Annotated in this window: 20 protein-coding genes; 13 read left to right on the forward strand and 7 right to left on the reverse strand. The window is 72.8% G+C overall.

Going from position 1 to position 24,029, the window contains the following annotated elements:
- Positions 1–169: 169 nt before the first annotated feature.
- Positions 170–1,141, reverse strand: coding sequence for a GNAT family N-acetyltransferase (locus ACTOQ2_RS06925; protein ID WP_440098874.1), 972 nt, complete (start codon positions 1,139–1,141; stop codon positions 170–172).
- Positions 1,142–1,259: 118 nt separating this feature from the next.
- A complete protein-coding gene (locus ACTOQ2_RS06930; protein ID WP_440098875.1) occupies positions 1,260–2,264 on the reverse strand; it encodes a helix-turn-helix transcriptional regulator in 1,005 nt (334 codons plus the stop codon).
- 160 nt (positions 2,265–2,424) lie between these two features.
- Between ACTOQ2_RS06930 and ACTOQ2_RS06935 the strand changes: the two genes are divergently transcribed.
- Positions 2,425–3,282, forward strand: coding sequence for an arylamine N-acetyltransferase family protein (locus ACTOQ2_RS06935; protein WP_440098876.1), 858 nt, complete (start codon positions 2,425–2,427; stop codon positions 3,280–3,282).
- Positions 3,283–3,388: 106 nt separating this feature from the next.
- Here ACTOQ2_RS06935 and ACTOQ2_RS06940 read toward each other — a convergent pair whose 3' ends face one another.
- A complete protein-coding gene (locus tag ACTOQ2_RS06940) occupies positions 3,389–5,047 on the reverse strand; it encodes a class I adenylate-forming enzyme family protein (protein ID WP_440098877.1) in 1,659 nt (552 codons plus the stop codon).
- Positions 5,048–5,191: 144 nt separating this feature from the next.
- On the opposite strand from ACTOQ2_RS06940, the gene ACTOQ2_RS06945 reads away from it, so the two are divergent.
- The 4 genes from ACTOQ2_RS06945 (at position 5,192) to ACTOQ2_RS06960 (ending at position 11,782) form a co-directional block, all read left to right on the forward strand.
- Positions 5,192–6,760, forward strand: a complete 1,569-nt coding sequence (locus tag ACTOQ2_RS06945) for a serine/threonine-protein kinase (protein ID WP_440098879.1) — start codon at positions 5,192–5,194, stop codon at positions 6,758–6,760.
- A gap of 98 nt (positions 6,761–6,858) precedes the next feature.
- Positions 6,859–8,676, forward strand: coding sequence for a hypothetical protein (locus ACTOQ2_RS06950; protein WP_440098880.1), 1,818 nt, complete (start codon positions 6,859–6,861; stop codon positions 8,674–8,676).
- Entirely contained in the window at positions 8,669–10,222 is a 1,554-nt protein-coding gene (locus ACTOQ2_RS06955) for a serine/threonine-protein kinase (RefSeq protein ID WP_440098882.1), read from the forward strand. The genes ACTOQ2_RS06950 and ACTOQ2_RS06955 overlap by 8 nt, the downstream gene beginning before the upstream one ends.
- 201 nt (positions 10,223–10,423) lie before the next feature.
- The gene (locus ACTOQ2_RS06960; RefSeq protein WP_440098884.1) at positions 10,424–11,782 is read left to right on the forward strand and encodes a hypothetical protein; all 1,359 of its coding nucleotides are present in this window, start codon (positions 10,424–10,426) and stop codon (positions 11,780–11,782) included.
- A gap of 30 nt (positions 11,783–11,812) precedes the next feature.
- Here ACTOQ2_RS06960 and ACTOQ2_RS06965 read toward each other — a convergent pair whose 3' ends face one another.
- Positions 11,813–12,730 (reverse strand): winged helix-turn-helix transcriptional regulator, encoded by a 918-nt coding sequence (locus tag ACTOQ2_RS06965; RefSeq protein ID WP_440098885.1) that lies wholly within the window; start codon positions 12,728–12,730, stop codon positions 11,813–11,815.
- Positions 12,731–12,987: 257 nt separating this feature from the next.
- Between ACTOQ2_RS06965 and ACTOQ2_RS06970 the strand changes: the two genes are divergently transcribed.
- From ACTOQ2_RS06970 to ACTOQ2_RS06985, 4 genes are all read left to right on the forward strand, one after another.
- Positions 12,988–14,439, forward strand: coding sequence for a carotenoid oxygenase family protein (locus tag ACTOQ2_RS06970; RefSeq protein WP_440098886.1), 1,452 nt, complete (start codon positions 12,988–12,990; stop codon positions 14,437–14,439).
- Positions 14,440–14,474: 35 nt separating this feature from the next.
- Entirely contained in the window at positions 14,475–15,644 is a 1,170-nt protein-coding gene (locus ACTOQ2_RS06975) for an acetyl-CoA C-acyltransferase (protein ID WP_440098887.1), read from the forward strand.
- Positions 15,641–16,648, forward strand: coding sequence for an LLM class F420-dependent oxidoreductase (locus ACTOQ2_RS06980; protein ID WP_440098888.1), 1,008 nt, complete (start codon positions 15,641–15,643; stop codon positions 16,646–16,648). Before ACTOQ2_RS06975 ends, ACTOQ2_RS06980 begins: the two co-directional genes overlap by 4 nt.
- Before the next feature lie 126 nt (positions 16,649–16,774).
- Positions 16,775–16,966: a hypothetical protein gene (locus tag ACTOQ2_RS06985; protein ID WP_440098890.1), complete on the forward strand. Its 192-nt coding sequence runs from the start codon at positions 16,775–16,777 to the stop codon at positions 16,964–16,966.
- A 94-nt stretch (positions 16,967–17,060) separates the two neighbouring features.
- Here the strand turns inward: ACTOQ2_RS06985 and ACTOQ2_RS06990 are convergent, their stop codons facing one another.
- Both ACTOQ2_RS06990 and ACTOQ2_RS06995 read right to left on the reverse strand, forming a co-directional pair.
- On the reverse strand, positions 17,061–17,372 hold the full coding sequence (locus ACTOQ2_RS06990) for a DUF3817 domain-containing protein (protein ID WP_440098891.1): 312 nt from the start codon (positions 17,370–17,372) through the stop codon (positions 17,061–17,063).
- Between the two features lie 29 nt (positions 17,373–17,401).
- On the reverse strand, positions 17,402–18,304 hold the full coding sequence (locus ACTOQ2_RS06995) for an SURF1 family cytochrome oxidase biogenesis protein (RefSeq protein WP_440098892.1): 903 nt from the start codon (positions 18,302–18,304) through the stop codon (positions 17,402–17,404).
- Positions 18,305–18,436: 132 nt separating this feature from the next.
- On the opposite strand from ACTOQ2_RS06995, the gene ACTOQ2_RS07000 reads away from it, so the two are divergent.
- Positions 18,437–18,613 (forward strand): hypothetical protein, encoded by a 177-nt coding sequence (locus tag ACTOQ2_RS07000; RefSeq protein ID WP_350971244.1) that lies wholly within the window; start codon positions 18,437–18,439, stop codon positions 18,611–18,613.
- A 107-nt stretch (positions 18,614–18,720) separates the two neighbouring features.
- Positions 18,721–20,178, forward strand: coding sequence for a flavin-containing monooxygenase (locus tag ACTOQ2_RS07005; RefSeq protein ID WP_440098893.1), 1,458 nt, complete (start codon positions 18,721–18,723; stop codon positions 20,176–20,178).
- A 162-nt stretch (positions 20,179–20,340) separates the two neighbouring features.
- Here ACTOQ2_RS07005 and ACTOQ2_RS07010 read toward each other — a convergent pair whose 3' ends face one another.
- Positions 20,341–22,107, reverse strand: a complete 1,767-nt coding sequence (locus ACTOQ2_RS07010) for a gamma-glutamyltransferase family protein (protein ID WP_440098894.1) — start codon at positions 22,105–22,107, stop codon at positions 20,341–20,343.
- A 130-nt stretch (positions 22,108–22,237) separates the two neighbouring features.
- Between ACTOQ2_RS07010 and ACTOQ2_RS07015 the strand changes: the two genes are divergently transcribed.
- Positions 22,238–23,365 carry a sensor histidine kinase gene (locus tag ACTOQ2_RS07015; protein WP_440098895.1) on the forward strand — a complete coding sequence of 376 codons (1,128 nt, stop codon included), beginning with the start codon at positions 22,238–22,240 and terminating at the stop codon, positions 23,363–23,365.
- Entirely contained in the window at positions 23,362–24,009 is a 648-nt protein-coding gene (locus ACTOQ2_RS07020; RefSeq protein ID WP_440098896.1) for a response regulator transcription factor, read from the forward strand. Before ACTOQ2_RS07015 ends, ACTOQ2_RS07020 begins: the two co-directional genes overlap by 4 nt.
- Positions 24,010–24,029: the final 20 nt, after the last annotated feature.

Here is a 24,029-nt window from a genome sequence, read left to right on the forward strand (position 1 = left end):
CGGAGCCGTGCAGAAGACATGTGGTGAATTGTGAAGGTTCTGCGCACTCGGTGGCGGAGGCGGCCCACCGAGCAGGGCTCTCGCGCGGACGAGGGCCCTGCCCGGCCGGGCCGGAGAGGCCGGGATCAGACGGGAATCAGGCCGGGATCAGGCCGGGATCAGACGGGAATCAGGTGAGGATCAGGCGGCGGCCGGTGATCCGGTAGCCGATCCGGGCGAACGAGGCCGCCATGGGCACGTTGCCCACGTCGGTGTTGTCCTTCACCTCGGGCTCGCCCTCGGCGACGAAGATGTGCAGCGCCTCGGTGACCAGGTCGTCGGCGTAACCGTGGCCCCGGTGGGCCGGGTCGACCCCGAGGTAGCCGATCGTGGCGTTCCTGGAGTTGCGCGTCGCCATCACGATGCCGACGAGCTCCCCCGACGCGTCGCGGGCGAGCCGCCACCGCCGGCGCCCGCCGGGCATGTCCGCGACCTCGGCCACGGTCTTCTCGGCCGTCGCCCTCGCGCCGCTGTCGGCGAGGTTGCGCCGGTCCCAGTCGTCGAGGCTGCCCTCGGCGACGCGGGCCAGCAGGTTCACCACCACCTCGTCGTCGTCGGCCGGGGCGAAGGTGAGCCGGGCCGACCTGGGCGGCAGGCCGTACTCGGGGAGCCAGTGCAGGTTGAGCCGCTCGACGGACCGCCGCAGCCCGGCCTTCTCGACGGCGGCGATCCGGTCGGAGGCGTCCGCGAACGCGTCGGGGCGCTCTCGCCAGTCGGCGGGCAGGAACAGGTGGTAGTCGGGCCGCGTCCCGGACGGCGTGGCGTACCCGGGCGTGACCAGGGTGGCGTACGCGGCCCGCAGCAGGGCGGCCCCCACCTCGATCCGGTCGGGGCCGGACCCGGGGTCGAGCCAGTCGAGGCTGAAGGGGTGCTCGGAGCCCGGCGGACCCCAGAAGGCGGCCCTGGCGACGACCTCGTCGCCGCGCAGCGCGACCCAGACCCATTCGGGCCGGTAGCCGAGCTCGTCGAAGGGCAGGTGGCGGGCGCCGACGCCGGAGGCGGGGAGCGGGCCGTAGCGGTGGAACAGGTCGAACTCGCCCGCTTCGAGCGGACGGAACCGCAGATCGGACATCGAACGGTCGGACAGGGACAGCTCAGACAAGCGAAACTCCAGAAAGCGGGTGCGCTTCCCGAGCTCAGGCGGCCTGTCGCCCGAGGCGGGAGCGCGTGACCAGGCTGGCGAACATCTGCTCCTCACCTCCTCACACTCGAAGGGACGGTCAGGCTACCGGCGTGTCCGGCTCGGGCTCAACCGAATAAACCGGACCTCCGCTCGCCGCGCGGGTGAACCGTTCGCCGGTCGCGCGCAGGTAGTCCCGGAACTCGGCCGGCCGGACCACCTCGACGTCGGCGCCCAGCGCGGCGAGGACCAGGACCGGCCACTCCATCCCGTCGGCGTTCATCAGCAGCCGGCACGACCGGTCGTCGACGGCCTCGACCACCCCGCCCAGGGGTGTCGCGACCCGCTCGACGTCGGCGGCCGCCGCCTGTATGACGACCACGATCTGATACTGCGCCGGCATCGACGTGATGCTGTCGCGGACGAACGCCCCGGCGTCGCCGCCGGGCAGCTCGCGCGGGCGGAACCGGGCACCGGTCGGCTCCGCGGCGGCCAGCCGGTCGACGCGGAAGGTGCGCCAGCCGTGGCGCTCGACGTCCCAGGCGACGAGATACCAGCGGCGTCCCAGCGACACGAGCCGGTGCGGCTCGACCAGCCGGGTCGTCCGGTCTCCGTCGCGCGCCGTGTACTCGAACCGCAGCCGCTCGTCGTCCCGGCACGCCTGGGCGATCACCGTCAGGGCGAGAGAGTCGACCGTGGGCCCCCCGCCGACGACGGCGGGCACGGTGTAGGCCCGCAGCGCGTCGACCCTCCGCCGCAACCGGGGCGGCATCACCTGGATGACCTTGGTCAGCGCCCGTACCGACGTCTCCTCGATACCGGCCACGGCGCCGCCGGCCGCCGTCCGCAACCCGACGGCGATGGCCACCGCCTCCTCGTCGTCGAGCAGCAGGGGCGGCATGGTCGCGCCGGTCTGGAGCTGGTAGCCGCCCGCGACACCCCGGTTGGCGTCGACCGGGTAACCCAGCTCGCGCAGCCTGTCGACGTCGCGCCGCAGCGTCCGCTCGCTCACGTCCAGCCGGTCGGCGAGCTCTCCGCCCGGCCAGTACCGATGGGTCTGCAGCAGGGACAGCAACCTCAGCATCCGCGCACTCGTGTTCGCCATGAGTCCAGTTTCCCGCTGATTCCGGTCAGAAAGTGACCTGAACGAATCTGACGTGACTCCCATGGACAGCCGCTGTTCTTCGTGGCGCTGTTCGCGGCCGTTCCCGGGAAAGCGCATGTCCGACGCCGGGCCGCGCCCACCTCGGCGTTACCGTGACGGAGTGATCGATGTGATCGATGTCACCGCGTACCTGCGCAGGATCGGTGTGAAGGTCGACGGACCTCCGAGCGCGGAGTCGCTGCACGCGCTGCACCGGGCACACGTGGAACGTGTGCCCTACGAATGCCTGGAGATCTGGCTGGGCCGCCCGACGACCGTCGACCCGGTGGAGTCGGCCGCGCGGATCGTGCGGGGCCGGGGCGGCTACTGCTACCACCTGAACGGGGCCTTCTCCCTGCTGCTGAAGGCGCTCGGCTACCGGGTGACCCGGCACCTCGGCGGGGTGCAGGGCCGCGCCGGGGGTCCGGCGAACGTGGACGGCGGCCACCTCGTGCTCACGGTCTCGGGACTTCCCGCTCCGGGCAATCCCGGCGGGGAGTGGCTGGTCGACCAGGGCCTGGGCGACGCGATCCACGACCCGCTCCCGCTCGTCGAGGGCACGTACCGGCAGGGACCCTTCACCTACGGCCTGCGTCCCTCCGAGGTGGCACCCGGCGGGTGGCGGTTCGACCACGACCCGCGCGGCGACTTCCTCGGCATGGACTTCCGTGCCGGGCCCGCCGGGATGCCGGAGTTCGCCGCGATGCACCGGTTCCTCTCCACCTCACCCGAGTCGGGCTTCGTCCGCGTGGCCACGGTCCAGCGGCGCGACGCGAACGGTGTCGACATCATGCGGGGTCTGGTCCTGACCCGTCTCGGCGACCGCGAGCACACCCTGACCGCGCGGAGCGAACGCGAGTACTTCGAGATCCTGGCCGACGTCTTCGGCCTGTCCCTGCCCGACGTCACCCCCGCCGAACGCGCCAAACTGTGGCAGCGCCTGTGGACCGCCCACGAGGAGTGGTCCGACTCGTACTGACTCCTCGGACACGGCACGGCCCCGGCTCCGGACGGCCCGCGCGGGCCGGTCCTCCCGGCGGCCCGGCCGCGGAGGACCACGGCCGCCGGGGTGGGGGTCGCGGGATTCAGCCGTTCGCCGCCAGCGACTCCTTCAGCTCCCGCTTGAGGATCTTGCCCAGCGGGTTGCGGGGCAGCGCCTCGACGATCTCCAGGCGTTCGGGGAGCTTGTACGAGGCGATGCCCTTGCCCCGCAGGTGCTCCACGACCGAGGCGAGGTCCACGGTCTGATCGGGCTTGGGGACGAGCACGACGCAGACCCGCTCGCCGAGGACCTCGTCGGCGTAGCCGACCACCGCCACCTCGGCCACCGCCGGGTGCCCGGAGACCAGCGCCTCCAGCTCGGCCGGGGCGATGTTCATGCCGCCCCGGATGACCAGGTCCTTGGCCCGGTCGACGTAGCGCAGGTACTGCCCCTGGTCGCCGGCGATCTCGAACACGTCGCCGGTCATCAGGTAGCCGTCCTTGTCGAACGGGTCGGCGGCGGCCGTGCCCGGCAGGTAGCCGGAGAAGACGGTCGGCCCCGACAGACGGAGCTCACCGGGGACCCCGGCCTCGACGATCTCCTCGCCGAGGGGGTCGACCAGCTTGGTCCTGGTCGCGCCGAGGGTGCCGGGCCGGCTGGTACCCGGGGCGTCGGGCCGGGGGAAGAAGCGGGCCCTGTCCTCGGGGTCGGGCATGTGCACCGGGTCCGAGAGGAGCGCGACGCCCTCGTTGGAACCGAAGAAATTGATGATCGCGATGCCGTACCTGTCCTGCCAGCCCTTCACCATCGGCGGTGGCAGCGGCGCCGAGCCCGAACCGATCCGGGTCAGCGTGGTGAGGTCGGTCCTGGCGAGGATCGCCTCCTGCTGGAGCAGCATCGTCAGCAGCGCGGGCGGGGCCAGGGTGTAGGTGACGCCCTCGGCCGCGATCTGCCCGAGGTAGGTCGGCAGGTCGAACGGGTGGTGCTGGACGAGCACGGCACCGGTCTTCAGCCAGGGCAGGAAGACCCCGCCGATCCCCGCCATGTTGACCATGGGGAAGGGGTTGAGGATGACGTCGTCCTCGGTGAGCCCGGGAGCCGCGGCGCAGGTGGACGCGACCGCGAGCCAGTCGTAGTGGCACCTCGGCACACCTTTGGGAGTGGCCTCGGTACCGGAGGTCCAGCAGATCGTGACGGGGTCGGCGGGGTGGGCCTCGTACGGGATGCCCGGCCCCTCGTGCGACTGCGACTCCGGCTCGTGCGGGGAGGGGGCGCCCGGAGGGGAGGCGGCGTCGAGGTCGGCGCCCCAGGTGAGGGTCGGGACGATCGTAGGCACGCGGGCGGCGGCGGTCGTCGAGGTGACGAAGATCATGGCCCCGGCGAGGGCGCAGAGCTGGTTCAGCTCGTACTCGCGGTACTGCACGGGGAACGGGGTGACCACCGCGCCCACCCTGATCGCGGCCAGGAAGGTGACCGCGAGCTCCACGCTGTTGGGCAGCTGGACGGCGACCACGTCCCCGGGTCCGGCGCCCCGGCCGCGCAGCACCCCCACCACCCGGTCGACCTCGGCGTCCAGCTCGGACCAGGTGAGCCTCTTGACCCCGCCGGGCAGCAGGTCGGCCTTGTTGGGCGGGTCGGCGATCGCGAGAGCGCCGGGGCGGGCGCTCACCTGGGCACGGAGCAGCTGGTCGATCGTGTCTCCGGTCCACCAGCCGCCGGCGGTGTAGTGGTCGATCCGCTCTTGGGTGTGCAGGCGCTTCATCGCGGCTCCAGGGGCGTCGTGAGGATGCTCGTGACACTACGAAAACAGAAGCCAGGGGTCAATGGATGAGGCGGAATCATCGTTCATTGGTTCATGTGCCGGTAAGTGACTATGTTGCTGTCCGCGATGGGATAAGCGAACGGGGTGAGCGGGATCGACACTCGAGTGCTGGCAGGCCGTTACCGGCTCCTCAACCCTCTCGCCGAGGGTGGGGCGGGCACGGTCTGGCTCGCCACCGACGAGACGCTCGGCCGCGACGTGGCGGTGAAAGAGGTACGGCTCCCGCCTGACCTCGACCCCGTCAGACGGCAGGAGGTCTTCGCCTCGGCGATCCGCGAGGCCAACCTCGCCGCCCGGCTCAAACACCCCTCGATCGTGACCGTCCACGACGTGGTCATCGACCAGGAACGGCCCTGGCTCGTCATGGAGCTGCTGTCGGGCTCGTCCCTGGAGCAGACCGTCCGCGACCGGAGCCCGCTTCCCGCGCACCAGGCGGCCAGGATCGGCGTGGGCGTCCTCAGCGCGCTCGGCGCCGCCCACGCCGCCGGGGTGGTCCACCGCGACGTCAAGCCGGGCAACGTCTTCCTCACCAGGACCGGCAAGGCCGTCCTCACCGACTTCGGCTTCGCGGTCGCCGACGGTGAGGCCACCTCGGGCCGGACCGGCCACCTGGTCGGCTCGCCCAACTACATCGCGCCCGAACGGCTGCGCGGCGAGCGCGGCGGCCCCGCCTCCGACCTGTGGTCCCTCGGCGCCACGCTCTACTTCGCCGTCGAGGGGGTGCCCCCGCACCCGGCGGAGACCCCCATCGCGGCGATCAGCCGGGTGCTCACCGAGCCGCCGAGGCCGCCGGAGCGCGCCGGCGAGCTGGGCCCGCTGCTGACGCGCATGCTCGACCCGGTCCCCGAGGCCCGGCCGTCCTTCGAGGCCGTCGCCCGCTCGCTGGGAGAGCTGGCCGCCGGTCGTACGGTCACCGGGATCCCGGCCGCGCCTCCCTCCCCCTCGCCGTCCCCGGCCCCCGTCCCCGCCCGGCCCCCCGAGCCGCGCCGGAGCCGCACGGCGCTGTGGGCCGCCGCCGAGACGGCCGGGATCGCGGTGGTCATCGGGGTCACCTTCGGGGTGACGTTCCTGCTGACCTCGGACCCCACGGCCGCCGAGAAGCGGGTCAGGCTCAGCGAGAGTCCCGGCGCCTTCGCCACGCCGGTGGACGTGTGCAAGCTCATCCCCGGCGCCATGGCCAGACAGCTGCTGCCCGCGCTGGCGGGCGAGGGCAAGCCGACCAACGACGGCGGCTGCCAGTGGCCGGCACCGGGCATGGGGCTGGAGGTGCGTCTCTCCGGCCCCGACCAGTGGGGCAAGAGCCCCCGGCAGGCCCACGAGCTGTTCGTGAACCGGCGCCAGAGCGTCATACCGAGCGGGGAGAACGCCTGGAGCTGGCCGGAGATCCAGGCAGGTATCCGCTCCTCCCGCTCCACGGCGCCGACGACGGTGAAACCCGTCGGGGACGAGGCGTTCGGCTACGACGTCTACGAGAACCGCAAGACCGGCAGGCTGGAGCAGAGCTACGTGGTCGTACGCGTGGACAACCTCGTCCTCGACGTCGGTTACACCGTGGTGGACGGCAGCAAGGACGGCCCGGCGATCCAGGCGGGCGCCCACACCACCGCGACGTGGATCGCGAACGCGTTGAACAAGCAGAAAGCGAGCGGATGAACCATCCAGACGTCCCTCGATCGCAGGGCAGGCACGCGGGCGGGCACACCGCTCCCCCCGCGCCGGGGCCCGGGATCGCCGGAGCCGAGGGCCCGCCGATGCTTGAGCAGAGCCCCCTGGAACAGGTGATCGCCCGGTTCGGGCCGATGTCCCCGCAGCAGGCCGCGGTGGTCGGGGTGGCCGTGCTGGACCAGCTCGTGGCGATGCACAGGCAGGGCATGCTGCACGGCGACGTGCGACCGGGTTCGGTGCTGCTCGGCCCGTACGAGCAGATCGTCCTCGCCGCGCCGTCCCTGCCCTCCTCGCTCTTCACCTCTCCCGAGGGGGTGACCAGCCCGGCCGCCGACCTGTGGTCGCTGGGCGCGACCCTCTACACCGCCGTCGAGGGCCGTCCGCCGTCGCCCGGCGGATCCCTGGACAACGCGGGCCCGATCGCGCCCGTCCTGTTCCACCTGCTCGCGGGCGACCCCGCCCAGCGGCCCGACCCGGGCGTCCTGCGCGGCGCCCTGATCGACGTCTCCCAGTACCGTCCCGAACCTCCGGCCGCGCCACCCCTCTCGGGCGCGTTCCCGCCGCCCCCGGGGGGTTCGCTCCCCCCGGTTCCGGGAGCCCCCGATCCGGGAGCGTCCGTCCCCTCCGTTCCCTTTCCTCCCTCCGCGCCCGGAGCCTCTGCCCCCGGAGGCCCGGCCGCCTTCGGGCAGGGGCCCCTCCAGGGTCCCGGAGCACCCGGGGCGCCGGGGCCGTACACCGCGACGGGACCCGGGACGACCGGGCCGGGCGCGGCCGGACCCCAGGGGCTCGACACGACCGCACCGCCCGGGAGTCCCGGAGCATCCGGGGCCCTCGGATCCCTCGGAGGACGGGAGGGGGGCGACACTCCGGTCGCCGAGGGCGAGGTGACCACGCCCTTCAGGAAGAACCTGACCGAGCAGATGTCCGCCATCACGGCGAAGCTCCCCCCTCAGGACGTCCCCGTCCCCTCGCAGGTCGCGCTCTCCTCCTCCCCGGGAACGCCGATCGTCTGGCAGGCCCCGCCCTCGAGCCCGCCGCAGCAGGACACCGTCCACCAGGGCCCGCCCCACCCCGGCGCTCCCCGACAGGAATCGCCCCAGCAAGGACAGCCCCCGCCCGGCACGCCCTTCCCTCCCGGCTCCACGCCGCCTCGTCCGAACCCGCAGGACGCCCCCACCTCACACGAACTGGCCCCCCTCCCCTCCCCGGCGCCGGAGGGCGCGTCCGCCGGACCTCCGACGCGGACGACGGGGGTGCTCGTACCCCGGCCCGTCGTGGCGCTGACCGGTGTACTGCTCTTCGGCATGGCGGTCACCATCGGCGTCCTTCTCACCTCGGTGGTCGCGAACTCGGACGACGGCCTCTCCGCCGCCGAGCCTTCCGGCGCCAAGGGCCGCTTCGCCACGGCCCCCCGGGCCTGCAGCCTGCTCGACGAGAAGCAGGTGAACGAGGTCGTGCCGGGCTTCAAGAGCTCGGAGGTCGAGCGCTCCGCGTGCGACTGGCTGAACCGGCACGACTGGCGCAAGCCCAACGTGGAGAAGTACGACCTGCGGGTCCGGCTGATCGCCCAGAAGCAGGACGGGGCAGAAGTGACCAGGGCGCGGGAGTACCTGGCAGGTAAGAAGAAGGAGATCGCCGACAAGGGCCAGTTCTCCACCCCCAAGCCCGCACCCCCCGTGGACCTGCGGGGCATCGGCGAGGAGGCGTTCAGCTACGGCACGTCCAACTCCATCAACCTGTACGGCGGCTCCTACAAGACGACCGTGATCTTCCGGATCAGCAACCTGATCGCCGAGGTCCAGTACGAGCGGGGCAGCGTCAAGGAGGACCCCGACGGCAAGATCTCCGAAGGCGCGCTGAAGGTGGCCCGCTGGCTCTCCGAGTCCCTGAAGACCGATGACTGATCGGATGGCGGGCCCGCTGCCCGTGCTGGCGGGCCGCTACCGGGCGCTCACGAGGCTGGGCGCGGGAGGGATGGGCGTGGTGTGGCGGGCTCGCGACGAGCTGCTCCACCGCGAAGTGGCGATCAAGGAGGTCAGGCTCGACCCGAACCTGCCCGAGGCGCAGCGCGCCGAGGCGCGGGAACGCACCCTGCGCGAGGCGCGCGCCGCGGCCAGGCTGGGGCACCCGTCCATCGTGGCCGTGCACGACGTCGTGGCGCAGGACGGCCGGCCGTGGATCGTGATGGACCTGGTCGACGGCCGTTCGCTGGAACAGGCGGTCCAGGCCGAGGGACCGCTGCCGCCCCGGCGGGTGGCCATGATCGGCCTGGCCGTCCTGGACGCGCTGGCCCTCGCGCACAGCAGGGGCATCGTGCACCGCGACGTGAAGCCGGCCAACATCATGCTCGACAGGAACGGCGGGGTGCTGCTGACCGACTTCGGCATCGCCACCCTGGAGGGGGACGTCCAGCTCACCTCCCCGGACGCCCTGGTCGGCTCCCCCGCGTACATGGCCCCCGAACGGCTGCGCGGCGGCGACGGCCCGGCCACCGACCTGTGGTCCCTGGGGGCGACCCTGTACACGGCTGTCGAGGGCCGCAGCCCCTTCCGCCGCGACACCTCGGCCGCGACCATCGGCGCGATCCTCACCCAGGAGGCGCCCCCGCCCCGCCGGGCGGGGGACCTGGCTCCGGTGCTCGTCGCGGCGCTGGCCAAGGATCCCCGGCAGCGCCCGGGAGAGGCCGGGCTGCGCGCCGCCCTGCGGCAGGTCTCCCAGGGACTGCCCGCGCAGCCGCTCTCCCAGCTCGCGCCCGCCCTGCCCGGCTCGCCCCTCTCCGCGCAGGAGACCGTGCCCGGGAGGCGGGTGGCCTCGCGCCGTCGTACCGGCCTGATCGCCGGGGCCGCGCTGGCCGCGGTGGCGGTGCTGGCGACCGGGGCGGTACTGCTGACGACGACCGCGAGCGACCCCGAGGCGTCCGGTTCCCAGTCCCCGGCGCCGCCTGCGGCCGGCGCCGGGCGGTTCGCCACCGTGCCCGACGCCTGCTCGCTGCTGTCCGCCGCCCAGAGCCGGGCCGTGGCGCCCGGCTCCACTCCGGAACCCGCGGAAGGGCTGAAGGAAGGGGAGGCCCGCTGCACCTGGGGCGGCCCGACGGAGGCGCGCTGGTTACGGCTCTCGCTGACCCGCAAGGAACCCGTGAGGGCGAAGGCCGCCCCTGAGGTGGCCCACGAGTTCTTCGCCTCCGAACGCACCAGGATCGTCGCCGATCGGGGGGAAGGCCTCCTCGGCGAGACCGGCGCCCTCCGGAACGTCGGCCGGCTGGGCGCGGAGGCCTTCGCCTACGACGTGATCGTGCTGGACCGGGTCAACTCCACGGTTCGTTTCCGGATCAGCAACCTGCTGGTCGAGGTCGACGTGTCGCGGGAGGGCGAGCGTCCGGACGCCGGGCTGCGCGGGCAGGCCCTCCGCGTCGCCCGCCAGGTCGCCGAGAGGCTGAACAGCCGTGACTGAGCACCCCCGGCCCGCGCTCGGCGCCGCCGCACCCGCACGACCCCCACGGCTCGGTACCGCACCCGCACGACCCCCACGCTTCGGCACCGCACCCGCACGACCCCCACGCTTCGGCACCGCACCCGCACGACCCCCACGGCTCAGCCCCGCCGCGCCCGCACGACAGGCACGGTTCGCTCCCACCTCCCCCGGACGACCGACATGACCGATCCGAACCTGCTGGCCGGTCGCTACCGGCTGCTGGAGCGCCGCGACCGGGCCGGGACCAGCTGGCGCTCCCGCGACGAGCTGCTCCAGCGCGACGTCACGATCACCGGGATATCGCTCCCGCCGCCCGGCCCGCACCGCGACCGGCTTCTCGGCCGCATCCGCGCCGCGGCCGACTTCAGGCATCCGAACGTCATCACCCTGCACGACGTCGTCTCCTTCCCCGACCGGGTGTGGCTGATCCTGGAGTCGGTCGAAGGCCGCTCGGTGCTGCGGACCGTCCGGGCCGAAGGACCGCTCACCTCCGAGCGGGCGGCCGAGGTCGGGCTGCGCGTACTGGACGCGCAGACCGCCGCCCACGGGCGAGGCGTTCATCTTCTGGCCGGCCCGGAGAGCGTGCTTCTCACCCCGGACGACAGGGTCGTGGTCACCGACTTCGCCATCTTCGACGCCACCGACGAGCTGCGCGACCTGGGCGCCGTCCTGTTCACCGCCGTCGAGGGACAGGCCCCGGGCACCGGCCCGCACACTGGCCCGCACACCGGCCCGCGCCCGGCGGACGGCACCGCCCCCGCCTTCGGGGACGTCGGCGGGCCCGGCCCCGCCGCGGGGGACACCGGCGCGACGGACTCCGGCCCGCTGGCTCCGCTGCTGGAGGGCCTGCTGGCGGCCGACCCCGCCCACCGCCCGGACGCCACCACGACCCGCACGGTCCTGCTGGGACTCACCTCCCGTCCCGCGAGGTCCCGTCCCGCGAGGTCCCGCCCCGGCCGCCTGCTTCTCGTGGCCGCCGCGCTCGCCCTCCTGGCCGTCGGCGGTACGGCGTTCTGGCTCTGGCCCCGCCCCGCGGCCCAGCCGCGGAGCGCGGTTCCGGCGCCGCTGCCCACCTTCTTCGCGAAGGCTCCCGACCCGTGCTCCCTGATCTCGGGGGAACACGCCGGACGTCTCTACCTCGCGCCTTCCCCGTCGAGAAAGGGAGCGGCGTGCCACTGGACGGCGGCGGACCCGACCGCGCCCGACAGCCTCCGGAACACGCTGGAGATCACCGTCGTCCGCGAACCGAAAGCGGCGCTCGCGCACGCCACCTACCTTCGCCTCCGCTCAAGGGACGTGAAGGACACGCGGATCGTGAGCGCTCCGGCCGACGTGCCCGGTCTCGGTGACGAGGCCTACGTCTACCAGCTCAGCAACGGCCATTCGAGCGTCAACTCGGTGGTCGTCCTCCGGGCGGGAAACGTCGTGACGGCCCTGCAGTATCACCGGTTCACCGTTCCGGACGCCGGCGGCAGGGGATACGCCGGAGCGCTCCAGGCGGCCCGCTGGGCGGTCGAGTCGCTGCGCGGCCGGAGATGAGCGCGGCCGGGGACGACCCCCGGACCGCCGTCACCCCGGTAGGACGAAACGGACCTCGCGCCGCTGGAGCGGCCGGCCGCACGCCCGGCACAGCAGGACCGGCTGGAAGGTGGCGCCGCAGAGCGCGTGGGTGATCGACAGGGCCGAGCCCTCGGGGGCGGGGAACTCGCGCTGGGCCCAGTCGACCAGGAAGGCGAAGACCTCGAAGAAGGCCAGCCCCTTGTCGGTGAGCCGGTACGAGCCGTCGGGCCGGGCGTCGAAGACGCGCAGCTCGACGAAGCGGCGCAGCCGGTCGGTGAGCACCGAGGGCGCGATGCCGAGACCGGACTGGAAGTCGACGAAGCGGCGGATGCCCAGGAACGCCCCGGCCAGCACGCTGGTGCTCCACCGGTCGCCGAGGATCTCCATCGACGCCGGGCAGTAGCCGATCAGGTCGGCCGGGGCGTCGGAGCGGACCGTGCGGCGGTGCCGCCGCGGCGGGCCGATCCTGGAGAACGTGGCCAGCGGGCCGGGCTCGGTCCGGGTGTCGCGCGCGCTCATCGGCTCCAGGCAGGAACCGCACCCCAGGTACGGTTTGGCGTCCTGGCCGCACTGCTCGTGCAGCAGCGGCGGGAGCCGCCCCGGATCGACCCAGTCGCGCTCCCACGCCTGGATGGCCACCAGCAGGGCCCACAGCTGGAGCCCGCGCTCCGTCAGCCGGTACTCGTAGCGGGTGCGCCCGTCGCGGTACGCCGACAGCTCGAAGATGCCGTGGTCGACCAGCTCCCTGAGCCTGGCGGCGAGAACCGACTCGGAGATGCCCAGCGCGTCGCGCCAGCCGGCGAAGGTCCTGATCCGCAGCAGGAACGCCCGCTGCAGGATCAGCAGCACCCACCGGTCTCCCAGGATCACCAGCGCCTGCCCGATCGCACTGAGCTCGGCTCGCGGCTCCCGCCCAGTGCCGTTCACAGCCTGTCCTCCCGATGGTCGCGTGGTCGTGCTCATCACCGGCGGGCGGGGCCGTACCCGTTTTCGACGAACACGGCGATGTTCGTCGTCATCAACATGATCGCGCCCGTTTCCGGCGAGCACGGTCGTTCCCACTTCCGGCGAAACCGCCAAACTACCAACCCGGCACCGCCCGGACGGCTCGGCGCCCCTCCTGGCCACGCGTCGGCGGAGGACGGTCATTGACGAGCTGACTTCTTTTATCATAGCGTCAAAGCATGGCGGAACCTGTGATGGTCATGGACGAGTCGGGCGAGCCGAATCCGTACCTGCTGGGCGTCTACGCGCCGGTCCAGGACGAGATCACGGCCGAGAACCTCAAGGTCATCGGCGAGATCCCGAAGGATCTCAACGGCGTCTACCTGCGCAACGGGCCCAACGCGCGGTTCCCGATGAAGGGGCGCTACCACTGGTTCGACGGCGACGGCATGGTGCACGCGATGCACTTCGAGAACGGCAGGGCCCGTTACCGCAACCGCTACGTCAGGACCAGGGCGTTCGAGGCCGAGTCGGCGGCCGGGCGGTCCCTGTGGACCGGCGTGATGGAGAACCCGAAGGGCAACCCGTTCGGCAACACCCGCGGGCTCGGCCTGAAGGACTCCGCCAACACCGACGTGATCTTCCATCGCGGCCAGGTCCTCACCACCTGGTACCTGTGCGGCTCCCCGTACGGCATGGACCCCCTCAGCCTGGAGACGCTCGGCGTCGAGACCTTCCTCGACACGCTGACCGGCGACTTCATGGCCCACCCCAAGGTCGACGAGCGGACCGGGGAGCTGTTCTGGTTCGACTACGGGCCCCGCAGGCCCTACCTGCGCTACGGGGTGGTCGGCGCGGGCGGGCAGGTCGAGCACTGCGTGGAGCTGGAGCTGCCGGGGGCGCGGCTGCCGCACGACATGGCGATCACCGAGAACCACGCGATCCTCATGGACCTGCCGCTCTACCAGGACATGGACGCCGCCCGCCAGGGCCGCTACAAGCTGACGTTCAACCGGGAGCTGCCCTCGCGCTTCGGCGTCATCCCCCGGCGCGGGCAGGCGCACGAGATCCGCTGGTTCGACGCGAAACCCTGCTACATCTACCACGTCGTCAACTCCTGGGAGGAGGACGGGGAGATCGTCCTGGACGTCTGCCGGGTGAGCCGGCCCGCGCCCGCCGGGGGCGGCAGCCCGCTGGCCCGCATGATCTCCTACCTCAAGCTCGACGCGCGGATGTACCGCTACCGCTTCGACCTGCGCACCGGCCGCACCTCCGAGGGGTTCGTGGACCCGGACCACAACACCGAGTTCCCCTCGGTGGACGCCAGGCTGACGGGTCTGCGGTCGCGCTACGCCTACAACGTGTCGGTCAAGGACGCCGCGACCAACCTCTTCGACGGCCTGGTCCGCTACGACAACGTGAGCGGTGCCAAGGAGACGTACTACTACGGCGAGCACCGCTACGGCAGCGAGGCCCCGTTCGCGCCGCGCGACGGCGCGACGGACGAGGAGGACGGCTACCTCGTCAGCTTCGTCACCGACGAGCGCGAGGGCACCTCCGAGGTGCAGGTCCTGCACGCGGCGAACCTGGGCGCCGGGCCGATCGCCCGGATCGTCCTGCCCCAGCGGGTGCCGCTCGGCTTCCACGCCACCTGGGTACGCGCCGACCAGCTGAGGGGCTCGACCACGTGAGACCCGCGTACGACCTCCGACGGGAGCCGGAACAGATGACGACATACATCTACGAGACCGTCAGAACCCCCCGGGGCAAGGCGAGGCCCGGCGGGGGGCTGGCGGACGTGACGCCGCTGACCATGCTGGAGAGGCTCCTGGACGCCCTGCGCGAGCGGACCGGCGTCGAACGGGCGGACGACATGATCGTCGGCTGTGCCTCGCAGAACGCCGACCAGGGCGGCAACCTGGCCAGGACCGCGGCGCTGACCTCGGGCTTCGACGCGCCCGGCATGACCGTCAACCGCTACTGCACCTCGGGCATCGACGCGGTCCGCACGGCCTTCGCGCTCGTGCAGTCCGGGCAGAGCCGCACCGTGGTCGCCGGAGGGGTCGAGTCGGTCTCCCGAGTGCCGATGTTCTCCGACGGCGGGCCGCTGTGGAGCGACCCCGCGGTGGTGGACCGGGTCGGGTCGATCCACATGGGCACCGCGGCGGACCTGGTCGCGACGATCGAGGGCTTCGAACGCGAGGAACTCGACGCGTACGGCCTGCGCACCCAGACCCTGGCCGCCGAGGCGTGGGCCGCCGGACGCCACGACCGCTCCCTGGTGCCGGTCAACGACCTGCGGCGCGACGAGCACGTGCGGCCGGGCGTGACCCTGGAGGCGCTCGCCGCGATGGAACCCGCCTTCGCCGGCCAGGACGACCAGGACGCCCTCGTCCGCAGGCACCGCCCCGAGGTCGGCGAGCTGCGCCACCTGCACACCCGGGGCACCTCCCCCGGCCTGTGCGACGCGGCGGGCCTGCTCCTGATCGGCTCCGGGACGGCCGGCGCGCAGCTCGGCCTGCGGCCCAGGGCCAGGATCGTGGGCACCGCGACCTCCTCCGTCGACCCGGTCACCATGCTCACCGCGGGCCAGCTCGCGGTCGAGCGGGTCATCGCCAGGGCCGGGCTCACCCCCGACGACGTCGAGGTCTACGAGTTCGCCGAGGCGTTCGCCGCGCTGTGCCTGAAGTTCCAGCGGGACCTGAAGGTCGGCGAGGACCGCTTCAACGTCAACGGCGGCACCATCGCGATGGGCCACGCCTTCGGCGCCACCGGGGCCATCCTCGTCGCCGCCTGCGCGGACGAGCTCGAACGCCGCGGGGCCCGGTACGGCGTCGCCGCGGTCAGCGGGGCCGCGGGCAGCGGTTCCGCCGTGCTGCTGGAGCGTGTCGCGTGAGGCTGGGCGTCTCCCTGGGACTCTGGCAGGACCGGCCGGCCGAGGAGGCCCTGCTGACCGCGAGGGCCGCCGACGAGCTGGGCTACGACGAGCTGTGGGTGGGCGAGATGGCCACCTACGACGCCTTCGCGCTGGCCACCGCGATCGGGCTGTCCACCGGCCGGATCGGGCTCACCGTCGGGCCGCTGGCGGTGGCCGTACGGGACCCCATGATGATCGCGATGGGGGTGGCGTCGGTGGCGGGCCTCGTCGGGAGGCCGGTGAACGTGGCGGTCGGCACGTCGAGCCCGCTCGTCGTCGAGGAGTGGCACGGCAGGTCACGGGCGCGGTCGGCCGCCGTGCTGCGGGAGGCGGTGCGGGCGCTCAGGCCACTGCTCGATGGCGACAAATCCGATTTTTCAGGTGAATGCGTGAAGAGTCGCGGCTATCGGCTCCGGCTCCCGGCGCCCCGCGCCGAGCTGACCGTGGCCGCCTTCGGCGCCTCCGCCGTGCGGACCGCCGCGACGGCCGACCGGATGGTGCTCAACCTGATCACCCCCGCCTCCGCCGCCCGCCTGACCGCCGACCTCCGCGCGGCGGCGCGGGAGGGGACGGCACGGACACCGGCGCAGGCGCAGGGTGCGGCACCGGCACCGAGGGTGGCGGCCTGGGTGACCGCCGCGGTCGACCCCGGGCGCGAGGCGGTCGACCGGATACGGCGCGCCGTCGTGGGATATCTCGCCGCGCCCGGGTACGGCGAGATGTTCGCCGAGGCCGGATTCGGGGACGTGGTCGCGTTCGCCAGGACCCGCCCGCACCCCCGCGAGCTGCTGGCCGCCGTCCCCGACGGCCTGCTGGAGGCGGTCGCCCTGATCGGCGACATGGACGCGGCCCGCGAGCGCCTGCGCGCGTACGCCGACGCGGGCGTGGACGAGGTGGCCCTGGTCCCGGTCGGCACGGACGCCGACCCCGGCGGCGTGGCGACGCTCAAGGCGCTCAAGACGCTTGAGGCCCTGACTCGATAGCGAAACCCGAAGGCAAAATCACGATATATCTCGGTTGGAACCACCTCGGTAGCTCCACACGTTGGACCGGCGACGCAGAATGAACTACAGACGGGGCGTCCGCCCCGCGTTCGGAGGATGTTGAGGATGTCGCCCGTCCAGAAGTACGCGATCGGCGCCGGAGCAGTGGTGTTCCTGTCGTGGCTGTTCCTGCCAGGTTTCGTGACGCTGCTGATCTTCCTGGGCGTCGTCGCCGCCCCGGTCGTCGGCTACCTGATGCTCGACCCGTCACAGCGCGAGCGTCTCAAGCGCTCGCGTCGCCGGGGTCTCGGCCGCTGACCCGGCATGTGACCGCCCACCGCGCCACCCACCGCGCCACGGCACGGCCCGGCCACGCGAACCCGCGTCTCCGGGCCGGGCCGGGCCGGGCCGGTCAGGCGGCGGCGGTCGCGAGCTCCGATTCCACCCGGCGGGTGACCCTGCGCTCGAACACGAACGAGAGCAGCGGCACGGTGCCCGCGAGCATCACCCCGAGGATGTACGGCCACGTCCAGCGCGCCTTCATGCCCAGGTTCATCGTGGCCACGAGATAGAGCATGTAGAGGAAGCCGTGGATCGGAGAGACGATCTTCGAGGGCTCCTCGATGCCGAAGCCGTACCTGAGCACGATGCAGGTGACCAGGACGAGCAGCATCACACCGACGACGTAGGCCAGGATGCGAAAGGGCTTGAGAGCGGATTCCACGGTCGGTTACCTCGGTCTTGGGGTTCGGTTCACGGGGCGGTGCGGGCTGGTAGGGCGGGGGTTTCCGGCTCGGCCCCCGGATCGGGCGCGGCCTCGGCGCCGGTCCCGGGACCGGCGTCCCCGGGAGCGGCTCCGGGACCGGGGTCAGGGCCGGGGTCAGTGCCGCGGTCAGGGCCGGAACCGGAGGCGGAAGGGATGCCGGAGTCGCGCTCCCGGGTGCGGCCGCGCAGCGCGTCGCGGACGAAGTGCCACCACATGAAGACCGCGAACAGCCCGAAGATCCACCACTGGGCGGCGTAGGCGAGGTTGCGCCAGGTGAGCCCGCCCCGCTCGGTCGGCGGGGGAACGCTCACCGGCCTGGCCGCGACCTCGGGGGGCGGTGACTGGGTGGCGGCGACCAGGAACCCGTCGCGCAGCTTCGTACCCCGCCAGACGTTGATCAGTTCGGCCGACGAGACGGTCAGCACCTGTCCCGGCGGCAGCTGCCGAACCCTGCGCTGGACGCTGTCGGTGGCCTCCGAGGGCCGCAGGCGCCCGCTGACGGTCACCCTGCCCCCGGAGGGAGCCGTGACGGCGGGGTCCCCGGCCGTGGCCACCCAGCCGCGCACGACCGGGATGGAGGTGCCGTCGCCGAGGTCGAGCGGCGCGAGCAGCCACAGGCCTCCGTCGCGCTCGGCCACCAGGAGCTGCTTCGAGGCGTCGAAGGTGCCCTGGGCGGTCACCCGGCGGCTGACCTTGTCGGCCGTCAGGTGCTCTCCGGGCGCGGTGAGCGTGGCCACCGCCACGGGGGCGGGGTCGAGCAGCGACTGGGGCCTGCCGGACTCCTCGAAGACACCGAGCTGCCACCTGCCCAGCAGACCGCACACGACGAGGGCTCCGACCGCGAGCAGGTGGAGCGCCACCACGCGGGCGGAGAACAGGATGCGGAGCATGGCACCACGCTATCCGCCCCGGTCGGCGGTCCGGCCCCCAGCACCCGCCCTTGGCCGGGCGCCGGGACATCCTTCCCGTGAAAGTGGACAAATCCGTGTTGGAGGGTATCCCGTATCGCTAAAGTCATCCCCATGTCTGATCCTCAGCCGATTGACCCCGCGGGCAACACCCAGGCGTTCCGTGCGTTCGCCCAGCGCAAGGACCCGGAGGCCGCTCCCGAGAAGCGGTCGCTCGCCCTGCCGATCACGGCGGCGGTGGTGGTGGCGGTGCTGGTCGTCGTCGCCGTGGCCGCGTACCTGCTGCTCTGACGACCGGGGGTCCACAGCGCCGACGGCATAGCCCTCGGCGCTTTTCGCGTTACCGAACGGCCAGGCGCTCCCGGGGATGGGAACATGAGGGGAGCGGAGGAGGCCCGATGAGCACGCGCCCCGGGATCACGATCATCGGCTCCGGCTTCGCCGGGCTGGGCATGGCGATCAAGCTCAAGGAAGCCGGATACCACGACTTCGTCATCCTGGAGAAGGCCGGCGACCTGGGCGGGACCTGGCGTGACAACACCTACCCCGGCTGTGCCTGCGACGTCCCCTCGCCCCTGTACTCCTTCTCGTACGAGCCCGGCCCCGGCTGGTCGCGGATGTTCTCCCCCCAGGCCGAGATCCGCGACTACCTGCGGGCCTGCGTCGAGAAGTACGGCCTCGGCCCCCACCTGCGGTTCGGCGCGGAGGTCGCCGGGCTGGAGTACGACGACGCGGCGCGCCGCTGGCGGGTGGACGTCGCCGGGGGCGAGACCTTCACCACCAACGCGGTGGTCTCGGGCACCGGCGCGCTGCACGTGCCGTCGCTGCCCGCGATCCCCGGCCGCGAGAGCTTCGCGGGCCCGTCCTTCCACTCGGCCGAATGGGACCACTCGGTGGACCTGACCGGGAAGCGGGTCGCGGTCATCGGCACCGGGGCGTCGGCGGTCCAATTCGTCCCGCGGATCGCCGGGCGGGTCTCCCGCCTGCACGTCTTCCAGCGCACGCCCCCCTGGATCCACCCCAAGCCCGACTTCCCCTTCTCCCCCCGGGCGAGACGGCTCCTCGGCCTGCCCGGCACCACCCGCGCGCTGCGCGCCGCGATCTACTGGGCGCTGGAGAGCCGGGCGCTGGGCTTCGCCGTCGACCCGCGCCTGATGGGGGCCCACCGGAAGCTGGCCCTGCGCCACCTGGCCGACCAGGTCCCCGACCCGGCGCTGCGCGCCAGGCTCACCCCCGGCTACACGATCGGCTGCAAGCGCGTCCTGATCTCCAGCGACTACTACCCGGCGCTGGGCAGGGACAACGTCGAAGTGATCACCGACGAGGTGCGGGAGATCAGGGAGGGCTCGATCGTCGACTCCACCGGCAGGGAGACCGAGATCGACGTGCTCGTCTACGGCACCGGTTTCAAGGTCACCTCCGCGCTGAACGAGCGGCGGATCGTCGGCAGGAACGGCAGGAAGATCCAGGACGCCTGGCAGGACGGCGTGCAGGCCTACTACGGCATCACCGTCGCCGGGTTCCCGAACCTGTTCCTCCTGCTCGGCCCCAACACCGGCCTGGGCCACAACTCGGTCGTCTTCATGATCGAATCGCAGGTCCGGTACGTCCTGGGCTGCCTGCGCCTGCTGTCCAGGACGAAGGCCAGGGCCCTCGACGTCCGCCCCGAGGCGCAGCGCGCCCACAACGACCGCCTCCAGGATCGCCTGAACCGCCGCGTCTGGAACAGGGGCGGCTGCGACAGCTGGTATCTCGACGAGCACGGCGTCAACAGGACCCTCTGGCCGGGCTTCACCTTCGAGTACTGGGCACGCACCCGGACGCCGAGACGCGAGGCCTACGAGCTGATCCCCTGACCGCCTCCCCTGCTCCCCGCCGCCACCGGCGTTCCCACCGTCGACGTTCGCACCGGCCCCGCCGACGCCCCGGCGGCGCGGTCAGGACCGCGCCGCCGGGGTCGGCATCCGTTCGTACCGTCATCACGCCTGCCGCCGCGCCTGCCGCGGCGGACGGGAACCCTACCTGCGCTCGCTCACCACCAGCGCGCTGCCGCCGCCGCGACGGGTCGGCTCCGCCACCGCCTGGAGCTTCCCGTTCCGCAGGAACTCGACCGCCGTGGCCGCGCCGATCTCGGGGTTCAGCACGAGGCTGTGGCCCCGGCCGGTGAGCTCGGCGCCGTAGCGGTCGATGAAGCCCTGCTCGGCCTGGGTCTGGGCGGTGTTGCGCTGGGTGGCCCGGGGCGCCGCGAGCGCCTCGGGGAGCGACATGCCGAAGTCCCAGCGGTTGACCAGGATCTGCAGCACGGTGGTGATGATCGTCGAGCCACCGGGGGAACCCAGCGCGATCAGCGGCCGGCCGTCCTTCAGGACGATCGTCGGCGCCATCGAGGAACGGGGCCGCTTGCCCGGGGCGGGCAGGTTCGGGTCGCCCGGGGCCGGCCCGAAGGTGAAGTCGGTCAGCTCGTTGTTGAGCAGGAAGCCCCGGCCGGGGACGACGATGCCGTTGCCGCCGGTCGACTCGATGGTGATGTTGTAGGCGACCACGTTGCCCCACCGGTCCGTGACCACCAGGTGCGTGGTCTCCGGCCCCTCGGGGGCCGACGGGGTGGCCTCCGCGGAGGGCGCGGGCGCGCACGGCCCGTACGTCCCGTCGGGGTTGCCCGGCGCGGCCGGGCTCGTCAGGGCCCGCTCGCCGATCAGGCAGGCGCGCTCCTTGGCGAACCCGTCGGACAGCAGCTCATCAAGCGGGACGCCCGGGATGTCGCCGACGTACCTGCCCCGGTCGGCGAAGGAGAGCCTGGAGGCCTCCAGGTACTCGTGCTCGCCGACCTCCGGCAGGGCCTCGAGGATGTTGAGCGCCTCGCCGACCGTCGAGCCCCCCGAGGACGGCGGCGCCATGCCGTACACGTCCATGCCCTTGTACGTCACCTTCGTGGGCGGCCGTTCGAGCGCCCGGTAGGCCTTCAGGTCGGACAGCTCCATCAGCCCCGGCCGCACGTTGCGGGTGGAGCCCGGGGTGACCGGCGGCTTCTTGACGGTGGCCACGACCTCGGCGCCCAGGGAGCCGCCGTACAGCCACTCGCCGCCCTGCCTGCCGAGCCTGCGGTAGGTGTCGGCCAGCTCGGGGTTGCGGAAGGTGGAGCCGACCGGCGGCGGGGCACCGCCCGGCAGGTAGAGCTTGGCGGTGGAGGTGAAGTCCTTGAAACGGGCCGCGTTGGCGGCGGTCTGGTCGTAGAAGGTCTGGTCGACCTTGAAACCCTTGGACGCGACCTCGATCGCGGGCTTCAGGGCCTGGCGCAGCGAGAGCGTGCCGAACCTGCGCAGCGCCAGCTCCCACTGGGCGACGCTGCCGGGCACCCCCGCGGACAGCCCGCTGGTCACGGCCTCGTCGAACGGGATGCCCTCCAGAGAGGCCGGCCCCATCGCCTTCGGCGCGGTCTCCCGGCCGTCGATCGTGTGGATCTTCTTGCGGCGCGCGTCGTAGTAGACGATGAACCCGCCCCCGGCCAGTCCGGCCGAGTAGGGCTCGGTCACGCCCAGGGCGGCCGCCGCGGCGACCGCCGCGTCCATGGCGTTGCCGCCCCCGCGCAGCACGCCCAGCGCGACCTTGCTGGCGTCGAGGTCGACGGTCGAGACCGCGCCTCCGTACCCCTCCGCGACGGGTTTCTTCTCCGCCTGCGGCCACACCGGCGACGCCTGTGGAGCGGCGGCGGCGGGTTGGACGAGCAGTAAGGAACTTCCCACCAGGATCCCCGCCAGGGGGATGGCGAATCGACGATTGATCATGAGACCTCCCGCAGACAGCTTGACTCAGCCCGTGAGCCTTGTCAGCCCCTTCCCTACCGCGGGGGATGTAGTACCTCATGCCTCACGAGGTGGACGCGAGCTTCGGGCGGGCGCACGTACAGTGCTGAGCGTGCACGCCAAACCCCGCTGGACCGAGTTCCTGCTCCCGCTGTTCGCGGGGGTCTTCCAGGGCATGGTCACCCGCGGCGTGCAGTGGTGGCAGGTCCACGACCCCGGCATGCTCAGGGTCCCGCTCGACCCGCTGGGCTGGGCGCTCGTGCTGGCCGGACCCCTGGCCCTGATCGTACGCCGCCGCCACCCGGTGGCCTGCCTGGCGGTCGCGGTGGGATCGACCGCGATCTTCATCGGCCTCGGCCACCCCTACGGCCCGGTCTTCCTCAGCCCGATCATCGCGCTGCACACCGCCGTGGCGCGCGGCCACCGCCGGGCGGCCTGGTCGATGTGGGGCCTGGCCTACGTGTTCCTCGTGGTCTACACGTCCTGGCTCGCCCCCGTCCGCCCGGCCGGCTGGTTCCACGACCTCACGGTGGGCGCGCTGATGGGCCTGGTCCTGGTGGTGGCGGAGTTCTCGCGGGCCAGGAGGGAACGGCAGGCCGAGCGCGAGCGGGTGGAGGAGGAGGAGCTGCGGCGGCGGGCCAGCGAGGAGCGGCTGACCATGGCGCAGGAGCTGCACGACGTGCTCGCGCACAACATCTCCCTCATCCACGTCCAGGCGTCCACCGCCCTGCACCTCATCGAGGAGCATCCCGAGCAGGCCCGGACCGCGCTCACCACGATCAAGCAGGCGTCCAAGGACGTGCTGGCCGAGATGCGGTCGGTGCTCAACGTCCTGCGCGACGGCGCGCCCCGCTCCCCCACCGCCGGGCTGGACCGGCTCGACGAGCTCATCGAGCGCAGCGGGCTGCCGGTCACCAAGAAGATCGTCGGCGTGGCCGGGCCGCTGCCTCCCGGCGTCGACCGGGCCGGGTACCGCATCGTGCAGGAGGCCCTCACCAACGTCACCCGGCACGCCCCCGGCGCGTCGGTCACGGTCGTGCTCGGCTACGACCCCCGCGCGCTGACCGTCCAGGTCACCGACTCGGGCGGCGGCACCCCCGGGGAGAGCCTGGGCAGCGGGAACGGCGTTCCCGGCATGCGGGAGCGGGCCTCGGCCCTGGGGGGAACGCTGACCGCCACGCACCACGGCCGGGGCTTCCGCGTCGAGGCCCGGCTGCCTATCCCGGAGGAACCCCGATGATCAGAATCGTGCTCGCCGACGACCAGGCCCTCGTCAGGGCCGGGTTCCGTGCCCTGCTGGACGCGCAGCCGGGGATGACCGTGGTGGCCGAGGCCTCCGACGGGGCGGAGGCCCTGCGGCTGGTCGCCGAGCACGAGCCGGACGTGGTCCTGATGGACATCCGCATGCCCGGCATGGACGGGCTGACCGCCACCCGCGAGATGCCCGCCGGGCCGAGGATCATCATCCTGACGACCTTCGAGCTGGACGAGTACGTCTTCGAGGCCCTCCGCGGCGGCGCCAGCGGCTTCCTGGTCAAGGACACCGAACCGGCCGAGCTCATCCAGGCCGTCCGGGTGGTGGCCGGAGGCGACGCCCTGCTCTCCCCCGGCGTGACCCGCCGCCTCATCGCCGAGTACGCGAGCCGCGCCAAGGAGCCGCACCACGCCCGTGACCTCGGCCTGCTCACCGACCGCGAGCGCGAGGTCCTCGCCCTGGTCGGCACCGGCAGGACCAACGACGAGATCGCGGGTGAGCTCTTCATGAGCCCCGCCACCGCCAAGACCCACGTCAGCCGGACCATGATGAAACTCCACGCCCGCGACCGCGCCCAGCTGGTCGTCATCGCCTACGAATCCGGCCTCGTCCGCCCCGGCTGGGTCTGACGCCCCGTATCCCGGTAAAG

The sequence above is a fragment of the Streptosporangium sp. H16 genome (assembly GCF_051918855.1).
GTDB lineage: Bacteria > Actinomycetota > Actinomycetes > Streptosporangiales > Streptosporangiaceae > Streptosporangium.

Bases quoted from the DNA above. Each gene is read 5' to 3' on its own strand.
- ACTOQ2_RS06930 (WP_440098875.1), bottom strand. From the start codon at position 2,264: ATGGCGAACACGAGTGCGCGGATGCTGAGGTTGCTGTCCCTGCTGCAG.
- ACTOQ2_RS06940 (WP_440098877.1), bottom strand. From the start codon at position 5,047: ATGAAGCGCCTGCACACCCAAGAGCGGATCGACCACTACACCGCCGGC.
- ACTOQ2_RS06950 (WP_440098880.1), top strand. From the start codon at position 6,859: ATGCTTGAGCAGAGCCCCCTGGAACAGGTGATCGCCCGGTTCGGGCCG.
- ACTOQ2_RS06955 (WP_440098882.1), top strand. From the start codon at position 8,669: ATGACTGATCGGATGGCGGGCCCGCTGCCCGTGCTGGCGGGCCGCTAC.
- ACTOQ2_RS06960 (WP_440098884.1), top strand. From the start codon at position 10,424: ATGACCGATCCGAACCTGCTGGCCGGTCGCTACCGGCTGCTGGAGCGC.
- ACTOQ2_RS06970 (WP_440098886.1), top strand. From the start codon at position 12,988: ATGGCGGAACCTGTGATGGTCATGGACGAGTCGGGCGAGCCGAATCCG.
- ACTOQ2_RS06975 (WP_440098887.1), top strand. From the start codon at position 14,475: ATGACGACATACATCTACGAGACCGTCAGAACCCCCCGGGGCAAGGCG.
- ACTOQ2_RS06985 (WP_440098890.1), top strand. From the start codon at position 16,775: ATGTCGCCCGTCCAGAAGTACGCGATCGGCGCCGGAGCAGTGGTGTTC.
- ACTOQ2_RS06995 (WP_440098892.1), bottom strand. From the start codon at position 18,304: ATGCTCCGCATCCTGTTCTCCGCCCGCGTGGTGGCGCTCCACCTGCTC.
- ACTOQ2_RS07000 (WP_350971244.1), top strand. From the start codon at position 18,437: ATGTCTGATCCTCAGCCGATTGACCCCGCGGGCAACACCCAGGCGTTC.
- ACTOQ2_RS07005 (WP_440098893.1), top strand. From the start codon at position 18,721: ATGAGCACGCGCCCCGGGATCACGATCATCGGCTCCGGCTTCGCCGGG.
- ACTOQ2_RS07010 (WP_440098894.1), bottom strand. From the start codon at position 22,107: ATGATCAATCGTCGATTCGCCATCCCCCTGGCGGGGATCCTGGTGGGA.
- ACTOQ2_RS07020 (WP_440098896.1), top strand. From the start codon at position 23,362: ATGATCAGAATCGTGCTCGCCGACGACCAGGCCCTCGTCAGGGCCGGG.